We start from the raw sequence: 14,720 nt of genomic DNA, 5'->3' as shown, positions 1-14,720 counted from the left end.
ACAGACCAAATATACAAGCAATTTTATGCTTTCAATTTAGTACATTTATAGGCGGACAAAATGATATTTTTTGCCGCTGCTGCCTCTTCCTTAGTTGCTTCCGGTGTATCTTTTAAAGGATAATCCATATTAAGATTTTCATATTTTACTTTTCCCATGGAATGATACGGAAGCACGTCCAGTGCATGGACATTGTTCAGTGTGCCAAGAAAATGTCCTAATTCTTCTAAATATTCTTTGTATAAAGTAATCCCTGGAACTACAACATGACGAATCCAGACTGGAATATGCTTTTCATCAAGATATTTTGCAAATGCAAGAATACGCTCATTCGAATGAGCGGTAAGCTCTTTATGTTTTTGAGGGTTAATGTGTTTGATGTCAAGCATGATTAAATCTGTCACTTCAAGAAGAGTATCCAGTTTATTCATAAATGTCTCATTATCTGGTTGAAACATAATGCCGGAAGAATCAATACAAGTGTGAATTCCATCTTTGTGAAGTTTGGTAAATAGTTCAATGAGAAAATCCATCTGCATCATAGGCTCTCCGCCGGTCACAGTAACACCACCGTTGTGATAGAATGGCATATTACTGTAGAAACCTTCTAACACTTCATCTACGGTCATCTGAGTGCCTTTGTTTGGTTCCCAAGTGTCTGGATTATGACAATAGAGACATCTCATAGGACAACCTTGGAAAAAGATTACATAACGGATTCCGGGACCATCTACTGTACCACAGCTCTCGATAGAATGAATATAACCTTTGGTCATAAAAAAGTCTCCTTTTGCAACTATGTTTGCTCATATACGTTCGTCCATCTCATTAGTAGAAAACCGGCCAGGTTTCCATGCGAGCATGACCCTGTCCGGCTTTTACTAATGTGTGAACTTTATCGCTTACATACCTTCGTGGAATGTACGTGAGATAACGTCGTCTTGCTGTTCTTTTGTCAATTTGATAAAGTTTACAGCGTATCCTGAAACACGAACAGTTAATTGTGGGTAGTTTTCAGGATGTTTTTGAGCGTCTAATAAAGTTTCTCTTGTAAATACGTTAACGTTTAAGTGGTGTCCACCTTGTTCTACGTATCCATCTAACATGTTTACTAAGTTATCTACTTGTTGTTGATTTACTGCCATCTTAAATTCCTCCTTCGATCTTATTCGTTGTCGATGCTTTCCGTGATGTTTGGAATATTGCAAGCCTGGTTTCCGCATTCTTCGATTCTGTCAAGATCTAAGTCTCCAGCGAATACCTGGTCTTCTTTTCCAAGAGCACCCGGAATGATTGAGAATGTATTTGAAATACCGTCTTGTGCGTGTCTGAATGGAATCTTAGCAACAGAAGCAAGTGATGCTAAAGCACCGTGAGTATCACGTCCGTGCATTGGGTTAGCACCTGGAGCTAAAGGCTCTCCCATTTTTCTACCATCTGGTGTATTACCAGTTTTCTTACCATATACTACGTTAGAAGTAATTGTTAAGATAGAAGTTGTTGGCACACCTTGGCGGTATGTATGGTGTTTTCTTACTTTGTCCATGAATGAACGAACGATTTCAACTGCGATTTCGTCAACACGATCGTCGTTGTTACCGTATTTAGGGAATTCACCTTCTACTTTGTAGTCTACAACTAGTCCGTCTTCATCTCTTATTGGTGTTACTTTTGCGTATTTGATAGCGCTTAATGAGTCAGCTACAACAGAAAGTCCTGCAATACCTGTTGCGAAGTAACGTTTTACTTCTCTGTCATGAAGAGCCATCTGAAGTTTTTCGTAGCTGTATTTGTCATGCATGTAGTGGATGATGTTCAATGTATTTACATAAAGTCCTGCTAACCATTCCATCATGTCATCGAATTTTTCCATTACATCATCGTAATTAAGCACATCGCCTTCAACCGGACGGTATTTTGGTCCAACTTGAACTTTCAGTTTCTCGTCAACACCACCGTTGATTGCGTATAATAAACATTTTGCAAGGTTTGCACGAGCTCCGAAGAACTGCATCTCTTTACCAACTTTCATAGAAGATACACAGCAAGCAATTGCGTAGTCATCTCCGTGAGTCTGACGCATTAAATCATCATTTTCATATTGGATAGAAGATGATTTAATTGACATCTTAGCACAGTATTCTTTGAATGCTTTTGGTAAACGTGTTGACCAAAGTACTGTTAAGTTTGGTTCTGGAGCTGTACCTAAGTTATCTAATGTGTGAAGGTAACGGAAAGATGTCTTTGTAACAAGCGGACGTCCGTCAACACCAACACCACCGATAGACTCTGTTACCCATGTTGGGTCACCTGAGAATAATGCATTGTACTCTGGTGTACGAGCAAATTTAACAAGACGTAACTTCATGATGAAGTGGTCAATGTATTCCTGAGCCTGTTCTTCTGTGATCAATCCTCTGTCTAAGTCACGCTGGATATAGATATCAAGGAATGTAGAAGTACGTCCAAGACTCATTGCAGCACCGTTTTGCTCTTTAACAGCTGCAAGGTATCCAAAGTATAACCACTGGATAGCTTCTTTTGCGTTAGCAGCTGGTTTAGAAATGTCATATCCGTAGATCTGACCTAATTTTGCTAAATCTCCAAGTGCACGGATCTGTTCTGATAATTCTTCACGAAGACGGATATTTTCACCAGTCATTCTTACTAAAGAAGTAGCAAGCTGTTGTTTTTTGTCTTCGATCAACCAGTCTGTTCCGTATAATGCAACACGACGGTAGTCACCGATAATACGTCCACGTCCGTAAGCATCCGGAAGACCTGTGATGATAGCTGATTTTCTGGCTAATCTCATCTCTGGTGTGTAAGCATCAAAAACCCCCTGATTATGTGTCTTTCTATATTCAGTAAAGATTTTTACAACTTCAGGATCTACTTCGTATCCATTTTCATGGCATGCATTCTGAGCCATACGGATACCACCAAATGGCTGAAGAGAACGTTTGAAAGGTTTATCTGTCTGGAAACCAACGATCTGCTCTAAGTCTTTGTCTAAGTATCCCGGTCCGTGAGAAGTAATAGTAGATACGATCTTTGTATCCATATCTAATACTCCGCCAGCTTCACGCTCTTGTTTAGAAAGGTCCATAACCTGAGCCCAAAGTTTTGTAGTAGCTTCTGTAGGTCCTGCTAAGAAAGAGTCATCTCCTTCATATGGAGTGTAGTTCTCCTGAATAAAGTTGCGGACATTTACAGATGTACGGTTCCAACGTCCTGGTTTGAACCCGTCCCAATTAGAATTCCAATTTTTCTCCATTGGTAAAATCCTCCTGTTAGATATAATTTATTAAATAAAAAATGAATAGTATTTCAATCGAGCTTATTATAACATTAGATAATAATTTAACGCAAGGCATATATTGTACAAAAACGGATACAGTATACAATTTTTGATAAAAATTTATCAAAATATTGGGTTATGCAGAAAAATTTAAGAAATAATTTATCCTATTTTTGAAGATTTTGGTGTATAGTGATAAAGGATAAAATTAAGAATTGACTTAGGAGAACTATAAATATGAAGAAAAGATGGAAAATAATCGCAGGGATTCTTTGTATTACTTTAATGGGAACTGCGTGCTCAAAAAAAACAATAAACGACGGGGAAGAGCAGCAGACAACAGTGGATAAGACCGGGAAGGAAGAGAATGAGAATCAGAGTAAACTTGATGTGCTCCGCCCAATTGCATATTCCAATGTTGAGAATCTGAATTTAGAACCGGGATCATATATTTCTATTATAGGAAGAAACAGCAATGACAGTTATTGGAATGAAGTGAAAGAGGGAGCGGAAAGAGCAGTTGCGGACATCAATTCTATGCTTGGGTATAAAGGGGATGACAAAGTACGTCTGAATTACAGTGGACCAAGCGAGAGCGACGATGTGGATGAACAGGTTAATATTTTGGATGAAGAGCTTGCCAGATACCCGGTTGCGGTTGGAATTTCAGTAGTAGATGCGACAGCATGCGAGGTACAATTTGATCTTGCGGCAGAAAATGATATTCCGATTGTTGCATTTGATTCGGGAAGTGAGTATCAGGGAGTGGTAGCGACATGTTCTACGAACAACCAAGAGGCTGCAAAGACGGCAGCGTCAAAACTTGCTTCTATTATGGATGAAAATGGGGAAGTGGCATTGATCATGCCGGATTCTCAGGCTATGAATACACAGGAAAGAGAAAAAGGGTTCCAGGATGAGATTGCAGCATCGTATCCGAATGTGCAGATCGTAGATGTGTATTACATGGATCAGTTAGAGGAGAAGGCAAAGGCAATTGCAGAAGAAAAGAATGCAGCTAAAGCAGAAGGAGAAGAAGAGATTCAGGCGGAATCACTGACACAGGAAGATGTTATAAAATATATTTTAGAGCAGCATCCGAATTTGAAAGGGATTTGTGCGATGAATCTGAGCGCGACAAAACTGGTGACAGATGTGTTGACTGAGGTGGATCGGGATGATCTGAGTGTGGTTGGATTTGATGGTGGAAACGATCAGATGAAGCTGTTAAAAGAAGGAAAGGTGAATGGGCTGATTGTACAGAATCCGTATGGAATGGGATATGCGACTGTTGTTGCAGCGGTAAGAGATGTGTTGGGGCTTGGCAATGAAGCGGTGATCGACAGTGGATATACATGGGTGACAAAAGATAATATGGATAAGAACGCAATAAAAAGGATGCTTTATTAAGGCATCCTTTTTTGTAATGAAAACGTAAATTCTGTCCCGACACCTTCCGTGCTCACAACGTTGATATTTTGTTTGTGAGCCTGAATGATTTCTTTTACAATGGAAAGCCCAAGTCCAGTTCCTTTTTTATCTTTTCCGCGGGATAAGTCTGTCTTGTAGAAACGTTCCCAAATTTTATTGAGACTTTTTTTCGGGATTCCAATTCCGTGATCCTTGACTGAAACAAATACTTTTTCATTGTGTTCGGTTGTCTCTATTATGATTTCAGAATCATTTGGACTGAATTTGATAGCGTTATCCAAAAGGTTGTATAAAACCTGTTGGATTTTTCGTTTGTCAGCTGAGACATTAAGTACTTTGGTGGCAAAGAGTAATTTGATAGAGATTCTCTTGCCAGTGCAGGTTCCTTCAAAAGTTGCAGCTGTATTTTTGATGACTTCATGGATGTCAAATGATGTTTTGTCCAAAAGCATATTCTTTGTATCAAATTGATTGAGTGTCAGAAGATCCTGAGTCAGATCGGTCAGACGCTCGGTTTCAAATAAAATAATCTTAAAATATTTGTCCTGCATTTCTACAGGAATGGTTCCATCTGCCATCGCTTCCAAGTACCCTTTGATAGAGGTGAGCGGAGAACGAAAGTCATGGGATACGTTTGCAATAAATTTTTTCTGATAGTCGTCCATATCTTTCAATTGTGTGGACATATAATTTAACGAAGCGGACAAATATCCAATCTCATCCTGTGTAGTGACTGGTATCTCATACTCCAGATTGCCGGAGGCATATTGCTTCGCCGCCTCTGTGATTTGCCGAAGAGGGCGATAGACGAAGAATTGAAATGCCGCCAAAATGGAAAATGACAGAAGATAGATGACAAAAGCAGTAATATACACCGGTAATAAAAGTGTCTTACATTCTTCATCCAAGTGGGAAACAGGCTTATGGATGAGTAAGTATCCCTTCACAAAATAGCTGTTTGTCACTGGTGTGATGATTGTGATCATATCTTCGTCAAAATAACCGTGATAATCACTGATCTGATAGGTACTGCTTCCGTTTTCCGCCGGATTAAACTCTTTGATCTTCTCAGGAGCAGAAGGTTGTCCGGATAAAATAGAAGACGTGATCAGTGTTCCGTCGGATTCCACGAACCACAAGTTTGCAGAAGTGTACTCCTGCATTCCATTCAGCTGCGCATGGATATCCGAAAGAGAGATGTCCTCCGAAAAATATCTTGGCAGATATTCGGAAGAGATCATAGTAGCATCTGTGTAAAGCTTTTTGGCGGTTGTGTTTTCCAAACGATACGAAAGCATCTGAGGTGCAATCGCAGATACGGAAAATAAAACCAAAAATCCAAAGGCAATGTAGACAATAAAGAATTTTAAATGCAATGTGCTTCGCATATTATTTTACCTCAAATTTATAACCGATTCCCCAGACGGTGGCAAGCCCCCAGGTGTCATGGTTCTTGATTTTTTCACGAATTCGCTTAATATGGACATCAACAGTACGGGTATCTCCGATGTATTCATATCCCCAGATCTGATCTAAAAGCTGTTCTCTTGTAAACACCTGATTTGGAGAAGATGCCAGAAAATATAATAGTTCCAATTCCTTTGGAGGCATCTCCACCTGTATATTGTCAACTACGACAGAGTAATTTGTCAGATTGATTGTAATTCCAGGATATGAGACACATTTTCCTTTATCATCTGAAGCAGAATCAGATTTTCCAGGCTGATATCTTCGAAGAACTGCTTTTACCCGTGCAATCAGTTCTTTTGCGTCAAACGGTTTGATGATATAATCATCTGCTCCCAGTTCTAATCCAAGTACCTTGTCAAATACTTCTCCTTTTGCAGAGAGCATGATAATCGGAGTGTTGGATCTGGAGCGAATATCCCGACAGACCTGATAGCCGTCAATTCCCGGAAGCATTAAATCTAATAGAATCAGATTCGGAGCATAGGTATCGAATGCAGACAGTGCATCTTCGCCATCATGTACCATCATTGTATCAAAGCATTCTTTTGTAAGATACAGTGAAATCAACTCTGCAATATTTTCATCATCATCAACGATCAATATTTTTTGTTTTGTTACCATTGGCTTTCTCCTTTAAATTTGTGAGTGAACATCTACTTGAATTCTACGATTGTAACACCGGCATCTCCTTCACCAAAAGCGCCGAGACGGTAGGATTTCACATGTTTTTGGCGTTTCAGGTAGCTGTGGATTCCGTTGCGAAGCGCTCCGGTTCCCTTTCCATGGACGATACGAACAGGACTCACATGTGCAATGTATGCATCATCCAGATATTTATCCAGTTCGGCGATAGCCTCATCCACAGTCTTTCCAAGGAGATTGATCTCCGGGCTTACTGCAAGCGATTTGCTCATCTTCATCTTGCCGGTGGAGGTACGTCGCATCTGTTTGGCTGTGATGGTCATCGGTTCCTCGATGATCTCTAAATCCGAAATGTTCACTTGCGAACGAAGGATTCCCATCTGTACAAAAAGATTTCCTTTGGCGTCTGGGAGGGAGCTTACCGTTCCGGTCAGATTCATGCTGAGAACTTTCACGGACTCCCCTAATCTGAAATCGCTTGGTTTGTGCTGTTTCTTTGGTTTTTTCTTTTCCAATGTCATGCCGGATTGTGTCTTTGCCATTTTTTTTCGTAAACGTTCCCGTTCTCGTTCCATATCGGCTGCAGAGATATTTTCTTTTCCGAATTTTCGGAACTGCTTCATCGTCTCATCGGCAACTTCTTTTGCTTCACGCAGGATGGCATTGGCTTTTTCGTTTGCTTCTTTTATAATACGTTCTTTTTGTTCGGTTAATTTCTCCTGTTTGGCATCAAGACTATGTTTTAGCTTTTCAATCTCGCGTTTATAAGAGGCAATCTCAGCCTGCTCCTTTTCGATTGTGCGCCGGCTTGTCTCTAAATCGGCAAGTAAGTCTTCAAAAGATTCGTCTTGTTCAGACAGATGACTTTTCGCACTTTCAATAATGTAATCTGGAAGTCCAAGCTTGCTGGAAATGGCAAACGCATTACTTTTTCCCGGAATACCAATCAATAAATGGTAAGTCGGACGCAGCGTCTCTACATCAAATTCACAGCAGGCATTTTCGACACCTTTAGTGGAAAGTGCAAATACTTTTAACTCACTGTAGTGCGTTGTTGCCATTGTTCGGATTCCTCTTTCATGCAAATAAGAAAGGATTGCAATTGCAAGTGCGGCTCCTTCTGTTGGATCGGTTCCTGCACCGAGTTCATCAAAAAGTACAAGAGAACGGTCGTCCACATCCTGCAGGAAAGATACGATATTCGTCATGTGTGAAGAGAATGTACTGAGACTCTGCTCAATACTCTGCTCATCCCCGATATCGGCGTATACATTTTCGAATACAGAAAGCTTGGAGCGGTCAAGTGCAGGAATATGCAAACCTGCCTGCCCCATCAATGTGAATAATCCGACTGTTTTTAAGGAAACAGTCTTACCGCCCGTGTTCGGCCCGGTTACGATGAGGAGGTCAAATTCCTTGCCGAGCATAATCGTAATCGGTACGACTTTTTTCTTGTCCAAGAGTGGATGGCGCCCTTCGCGGATATGAATATATCCGTCTGTGTTAAAAATTGGACGGCTTGCATTCATCGAAAGTGCCAGAGCACCTTTTGCAAAAATAAAATCCAGTTCTCCGAGAATTGTGTAATTGCTTCGAAGTTCTTCGATGTATTCTGCAGCATCCACACTGAGTCTTGCCAGAATAATCTGAATTTCCTCCTGTTCCTTTCCGTAAAGTTCTTTTAAGTCATTGTTAAGTTTTACGACAGCCATCGGTTCAATAAAAAGTGTGGAACCGGTAGAAGACTGATCGTGAATCATTCCGCTTACCTGACTGCGGTATTCCGCTTTCACCGGCAGGCAGTAACGGTCGCCCCGCATTGTGATAATTGGATCTTGTAAATAGGAACGAAGAGAACCATTGACAAGGGAGGTCAACGTGGAATGTACCTTATCGTTGATCATTCCGATACTTCTGCGGATATGTTTTAAATTGCTGCTTGCATCATCACTGATCTCATCTTCTTCGATAATGCATCTTCGTATCTCGGTTGTAAGTGGAGTAAGCGGAGCTAACTGTTCGAAATAGCTGTCGAGGCAGTCGGCAAGTTCGTCCACGGTATCATGACGTCCGTAAGATTTGGCACGCCCCGCAGTCTCTGCTAATTTGCAGATGCGAAGAAGTTCTGCGCTGCTAAGAGCCGCACCGATCTCAAGGCGTTTCATAGAGTCTTCCACGGAGTAACATCCACTAAAAGAAGGCCGTCCTTTTTTCACGATTCGTGTAAATGCGGCGGCAGTCTGTTCTTCTGCTGTATTGATTTCTTCTAAGTCAGTCATAGGCAACAAAGTCTTGCAGCGTCTTTTTCCGCTGTCTGAAGATGCCTGATCTGCCAAAAGATTGATTATTTTGTCATATTCTAATTTTAATAATGTTTTTTGATTCATTTTTCTCACCCTGAGTATATTTTAACCTATTTGAGTTGCAAAGGAAAGAAGAAATATTGTATACTATAAAAAGGATTAGAAATAAGGAGAAATGAGTATGTCTATGGAAACGGATCACGGACCAGATCAGGAGCCGGAGAAATATTCTTTTTTACAAGAAAAAATCAAGGATGAAGCATTTAGCAGGAAAAAGGTGTTATATAAGATATCTTGGTTGGTTGGAAAAGGACTTCTCTTTGGAGTTGCTGCCAGCATTGGTTTTTTTGCGTTAAAACCATGGGCAGAATCAACATTTCAAAAGAATCCAGATAAGATAGAAATTCCGAAAGATGAAGATACCCAGAATACGCCATCAGAAGATATCCAGACAACGCAGGAAGAATTTACGATTGAAAAGTACAAAGAATTGAATTCACTTCTTACGCAGACTGCTCTGGAAGCGAAAAAGAGCGTTGTGGAAGTGAGTGCGGTTCATGAAAATGGAAATTTACTTGAGGAAGATAGGGGCGCTGATCATAAAGTATCGGGAGTGATTGTTGCAGATAACGGACAGGAGCTCCTCATATTGACAGAGATGGATGCGCTGTCAGATGTATCAGAATTGCAAGTGAAATTTGTAGATAATACAACGTGTACGGCGACAGTGAAAAAGAAGGATGCAAATATTGGCATGGCGATTGTCGGAGTGGACAGGAGTCTGATAAAAGATACAACATGGGACAGAATCAAGGTCGCCGAACTTGGAAATTCCAATGTGCTGAGTCAGGGGAAAACGGTAATCGCACTTGGCAATCCGTTTGGATATAGTGATGGAATGGGAATTGGAATCGCAAGTTCCGTTCAGGAAAGCGTTATGCTTGCGGACGGAGAATACAAAGTGATTGTGACAGATATGCCCAAATCAGCAGAAAGCAGCGGAATATTGTTTAATATTGATGGCGCCGTTGTCGGAATTATTGCACCAGATTTGGGGGCAGACACAGGTGTGCTGTCTGCGTATGGAATTTCGTCGATCAAGAGCGAGATTGAACTGATGTCGAATGCGAAAGAAGTTCCGTATATCGGAATAGTTGGCACGATGATTACAGAGGATATTGCGACAGCTCAGAGTATTCCGGAAGGATTTTGCGTGACAGAGGTGGAGGCGGACTCACCGGCAATGAAAGCGGGAATCCAGAATGGAGATATTATCACTCATATAGATAAAAAGAAAATAGAGTCTGTCATTGGGTATCACAGTACCATGATCACACAGGATGTGGGCACGGAAGTTACGCTGACAGGGCAGCGCCGAGGTGCTGAAGAATATGTGGAGATTCATTTTACTGTTACAATCGGAATAAAAGAATAGAAAGAGGAAAGATATGAGATTTATTAATACATTACATGAGGGAGAGACAATCAGAGGAATCTATTTGTGCAAGACAAAACGTACAGCGGAGACAAGAAATGGGAAACCATATGATAATCTGCTGCTTCAGGATAAGACAGGAACTTTAGATGGGAAGATTTGGGATCCGAATTCAGGTGGGATCGCTGACTATGATGAGATGGATTTTGTGGAAGTGCTCGGTGAGGTAATCAGTTATAACAATAATTTACAGTTGAACATCAAGCAGCTTCGTAAACCATATGAAGATGAGTACAATCCAGCAGACTATATGCCGACGACGGAAAAAAGCGTAGATGGCATGTATGAAGAACTGTTATCTTATATTGGGAAAGTAGAGAATACATACCTGCATCAATTGCTTGAATATTATTTTGTAAAAGATGAGGCGTTTATCAAACGTTTCAAAAATCACTCGGCAGCAAAGAGCGTGCATCATGGATTTGCAGGCGGACTTTTGGAGCATACGCTGAGCATCCTGAAAATGTGTGAGTATTATGTCAGCGCATACGAGATTTTGAATAAGGATTTATTATATACGGCAGCAATTTTTCACGATATTGGGAAGACAAAAGAGCTGTCAACATTTCCGGAGAATGATTATACAGACGACGGGCAGTTGCTGGGACACATTGTGATCGGTGTTGAGATGATCGGCGAAGGTGTGCGTACGATTGAGGGATTTCCGGAGAAACTTGCGAGCGAGTTGAAACATTGTGTAATTGCACATCATGGCGAACTGGAATACGGTTCTCCGAAAAAACCGGCGCTTGCCGAGGCGGTTGCATTGCACTATGCAGATGCGACAGATGCGAAATTGCAGACATTGACGGAGATCTTTAAAGAAAAAGAAGGAAATAAAGATTGGCTTGGATATAATCGGTTGTTTGAGTCAAATTTAAGACGGAGTAGTATTTAATTTATTTATTTGGGGACGTAGTAAAATTCAATTTTACTACGTCCCCAAATTGAAGTTGAAGGGAGAAAATATGAAGAAAAACGAGCTGATAACGTTGAAAATAGAGGATATTGGAGTAAATGGTGAGGGAATTGGAAAAGTAGATGGCTACACTTTATTTGTCAAAGATGCGTTGATTGGGGACAGGGCTGAACTGAAGATTACGAAAGCGAAAAAGAACTATGGTTATGCGAGGTTGATGCAGGTGTTGGAGCCGTCTTGTGACCGTGTGGAGGCGAAATGTCCGGTTGCAAGGCAGTGTGGTGGATGCCAGATTCAGGAACTTTCTTATGAAAAGCAATTGGAGTTCAAGGAAAAGAAGGTGCGTGGCAATCTGGAGCGAATTGGAGGATTTGCACCAGAAGAATTAGATGAGGTGATGGAGCCAATTTGCGGAATGGAAGAGCCGTTCTATTATCGTAACAAGGCGCAGTTTCCGTTTGGAACAGACAAACAAGGGCATATTGTGACAGGATTCTATGCAGGACGGACCCATCAGATTATTCCAAACACAGAGTGTGCTCTTGGCGTAAAACAGAACAGAGAAATTTTGGAAATGATTGTGGATTTCATGAACATACATCACATTACAACATATGACGAGACTACCGGAGAAGGACTTCTTCGCCATGTGCTGATCCGCTATGGATTTCGGACTGGGGAAATCATGGTCTGCCTCATCATAAATGGGGATAACTTCCCAAAATCAGAAAAATTGGTGGATAATTTGCGTGAGATTCCGGGCATGACAAGTATCACATTAAATGTGAACCGCGAGCGCACGAATGTGATTCTTGGGCGGGAGATAAAGGTGCTTTGGGGACAGGCGTATATTACCGATTACATCGGCAATGTAAAATACCAGATTTCGCCGCTTTCATTTTATCAGGTCAACCCGGTACAGACAGAAAATTTATATGGACAGGCTTTGGAGTACGCAGGACTTCACGGAAATGAGACTGTCTGGGATTTATATTGTGGAATCGGCACGATTTCCCTCTTCCTCGCACAGAAAGCAAAACAGGTGTATGGCGTGGAGATTATCCCGCAGGCAATAGAGGATGCAAAAAGAAATGCAGCGTTGAATGGTATTGAAAACGCGCAATTTTTTGTAGGGAAATCAGAAGAAGTGCTTCCGCAGTATTATGAAAACTATGCAAAAGAGCATGGTGGTGAGAAGGCTTATGCAGATGTGATTGTTGTGGATCCACCGCGAAAAGGATGCGACGAGACGCTGCTTGAGACGATGATACAGATGCAGCCTGAACGGATCGTGTATGTGAGCTGCGATTCAGCGACATTGGCAAGAGATCTGAAGTATCTGTGTGAGAATGGGTATGAGCTGAAGAGAGTCAGGGCGGTGGATATGTTTGCGAATACGGTACACGTCGAGACTTGTGTGTTGCTACAACGAAGAGCTATGTAGAAATCCTTAATTTTAGGCACTTTGCGAAGCATTTCCTGTTTTCACCAGAGGGGAAAAATAGTCGCGATAAACACCTCAAAAACTATTTTGATGTTTCGGTGGTTGTTGCTATAGGGTGTGGGAACACAACAAATTAAATACTAATTTCAGGGATACTTGTTAAATATCCTACAGAATTTAATTGTCGAAAATATAGAGAGAATATTAAGTGCGAATGTCTAGTAAACATAGATTTTCTATGGGATTCGCACCAAAAAATAGTTCATATTTAGGTTGAATATGAAATTGATAGTGTGATAGACTTGTAATTATAGAGAAAAATTAGTAGAATTAGCAGAAAGTTGAACGATTGTAACAGAAAAATTAGTCAACATTGCTGTCGCTCCCTTCACGGGGAGCGTGGATTGAAATCAGTATGGAACACACAATTTCCTCGCTTGTCTTGTCGCTCCCTTCACGGGGAGCGTGGATTGAAATTCCTTCTTCTCCGGCTCTAGTTTCTACCGTAGTGTCGCTCCCTTCACGGGGAGCGTGGATTGAAATATTTTAACAAACATAATATCCTCCTATCCTACCTGTCGCTCCCTTCACGGGGAGCGTGGATTGAAATCTGTAGGAGCAAAATGTATCGGTGCGCAGGAGTGGTCGCTCCCTTCACGGGGAGCGTGGATTGAAATATAGGATAGTCGTCTCCTTTACCGCCCCAATCTTGTCGCTCCCTTCACGGGGAGCGTGGATTGAAATACATAAGAATATATGTCAAGCAACTGTTGCATACTGTCGCTCCCTTCACGGGGAGCGTGGATTGAAATTTGGGTAGGCTTGTATGTATAGTCGTTATGCAGTGCGTCGCTCCCTTCACGGGGAGCGTGGATTGAAATCAATCTAAAACAATGAAACAGGCATATTTGGATTGGTCGCTCCCTTCACGGGGAGCGTGGATTGAAATTCGTCTTTATCCTTTATTTCCTCCAAATTTATCCCTGTCGCTCCCTTCACGGGGAGCGTGGATTGAAATTTCGGTAGCCTTATCTTTGTTATCGGTAGTTTGGTCGCTCCCTTCACGGGGAGCGTGGATTGAAATTAATACCAAAATATCAACCGTCTCCTCCAAATCGGGTCGCTCCCTTCACGGGGAGCGTGGATTGAAATGTAGGTGTCGCTCCACTTGTAAACCAAAACGGATGTCGCTCCCTTCACGGGGATGAGGTGTTTAAATATTTGAAGATATATAGAGACAGTCTGTCAGACGAAACGGAGATCAAAGACGTAGAAGAATTGTTAAAGTATTATATCAATAATAGAGAAGGTCTGATAGCGTATCAGTCACAAGGATTAAACTTACCGGAACATCCGGATGGATTGGAATACAGAAACATGGGAACTATGGAAAACCACATCTGGAGCGTGATTGCAAAACGAATGAAGCACAGTCATACCTGCTGGAGTAAACGGGAAAATCATCTGGCAAAGATTCTTGCAAAGAAATGCGGTGGAAAGTTATACGAAGTAACAGAAAAGTCAAAGCATGCCATATTCAAGGAAGAGACCGTGGAAGAAATTCTGATGGCAGAGGAAGTGGCTAAAAAAGTAGGAAAAGGATACGAATACCCTACCATAGGTCACATGGTAGGATTAGAGGGTAAAATAATAGGTGAACGCAAGAAACTGTTTGCAATGTCAGGATTTTAGTAAACAACTGTCAGAGAGAATGA

The 14,720-nt window shown here is 41.3% G+C and carries 10 protein-coding genes, 1 pseudogene and 1 CRISPR repeat array; of the genes and pseudogenes, 5 read left to right on the top strand and 6 right to left on the bottom strand.

Annotation, left to right across the window (positions count from 1 at the left end):
- Positions 1-23 precede the first annotated feature (23 nt).
- From pflA to pflB, 3 genes are all read right to left on the bottom strand, one after another.
- Positions 24-776, bottom strand: coding sequence for a pyruvate formate-lyase-activating protein (pflA, locus tag AC6I5B_RS16105; protein ID WP_004612816.1), 753 nt, complete (start codon positions 774-776; stop codon positions 24-26).
- Positions 777-902: 126 nt separating this feature from the next.
- A complete protein-coding gene (gene grcA3, locus AC6I5B_RS16100) occupies positions 903-1,223 on the bottom strand; it encodes an autonomous glycyl radical cofactor GrcA3 (protein WP_227038936.1) in 321 nt (106 codons plus the stop codon).
- Positions 1,166-3,277: a formate C-acetyltransferase gene (gene pflB, locus AC6I5B_RS16095; protein ID WP_004612814.1), complete on the bottom strand. Its 2,112-nt coding sequence runs from the start codon at positions 3,275-3,277 to the stop codon at positions 1,166-1,168. The genes grcA3 and pflB overlap by 58 nt, the downstream gene beginning before the upstream one ends.
- Positions 3,278-3,538: 261 nt before the next feature.
- Here pflB and AC6I5B_RS16090 point away from each other — a divergent pair, with 261 nt between their 5' ends.
- Positions 3,539-4,711 (top strand): substrate-binding domain-containing protein, encoded by a 1,173-nt coding sequence (locus AC6I5B_RS16090; RefSeq protein WP_004612813.1) that lies wholly within the window; start codon positions 3,539-3,541, stop codon positions 4,709-4,711.
- Here the strand turns inward: AC6I5B_RS16090 and AC6I5B_RS16085 are convergent.
- The 3 genes from AC6I5B_RS16085 to AC6I5B_RS16075 are packed head-to-tail and all read right to left on the bottom strand — an operon-like array spanning position 4,708 to position 9,231.
- Positions 4,708-6,120, bottom strand: a complete 1,413-nt coding sequence (locus AC6I5B_RS16085; protein ID WP_004612812.1) for a sensor histidine kinase — start codon at positions 6,118-6,120, stop codon at positions 4,708-4,710. The two genes, AC6I5B_RS16090 and AC6I5B_RS16085, sit on opposite strands and share 4 nt — an antisense overlap.
- A 1-nt stretch (position 6,121) precedes the next feature.
- Complete coding sequence (locus AC6I5B_RS16080) at positions 6,122-6,823, bottom strand: response regulator (protein ID WP_004612811.1); 702 nt, start codon at positions 6,821-6,823, stop codon at positions 6,122-6,124.
- Between the two features lie 32 nt (positions 6,824-6,855).
- Positions 6,856-9,231 (bottom strand): endonuclease MutS2, encoded by a 2,376-nt coding sequence (locus tag AC6I5B_RS16075; protein WP_004612810.1) that lies wholly within the window; start codon positions 9,229-9,231, stop codon positions 6,856-6,858.
- A 97-nt stretch (positions 9,232-9,328) separates the two neighbouring features.
- Here AC6I5B_RS16075 and AC6I5B_RS16070 point away from each other — a divergent pair, with 97 nt between their 5' ends.
- From AC6I5B_RS16070 to AC6I5B_RS16055, 4 genes and pseudogenes are all read left to right on the top strand, one after another.
- Positions 9,329-10,582, top strand: coding sequence for a S1C family serine protease (locus AC6I5B_RS16070; protein ID WP_044987253.1), 1,254 nt, complete (start codon positions 9,329-9,331; stop codon positions 10,580-10,582).
- A gap of 13 nt (positions 10,583-10,595) precedes the next feature.
- Positions 10,596-11,540 (top strand): 3'-5' exoribonuclease YhaM family protein, encoded by a 945-nt coding sequence (locus tag AC6I5B_RS16065; protein ID WP_004612808.1) that lies wholly within the window; start codon positions 10,596-10,598, stop codon positions 11,538-11,540.
- A 70-nt stretch (positions 11,541-11,610) separates the two neighbouring features.
- Positions 11,611-13,005, top strand: a complete 1,395-nt coding sequence (gene rlmD, locus AC6I5B_RS16060) for a 23S rRNA (uracil(1939)-C(5))-methyltransferase RlmD (protein WP_497773454.1) — start codon at positions 11,611-11,613, stop codon at positions 13,003-13,005.
- 377 nt (positions 13,006-13,382) lie between these two features.
- Positions 13,383-14,157: a CRISPR direct-repeat array (repeat unit 34 nt; unit sequence TGTCGCTCCCTTCACGGGGAGCGTGGATTGAAAT).
- A 54-nt stretch (positions 14,158-14,211) separates the two neighbouring features.
- A pseudogene (locus tag AC6I5B_RS16055) lies at positions 14,212-14,697 on the top strand (ISLre2 family transposase); the annotation flags it as partial.
- Between the last annotated feature and the right edge of the window lie 23 nt (positions 14,698-14,720).

The organism is Faecalimonas nexilis, assembly GCF_059731825.1.
Note: the sequence above shows the minus strand (reverse complement) of the source record. Positions and strands in the feature narration are given on the sequence as shown.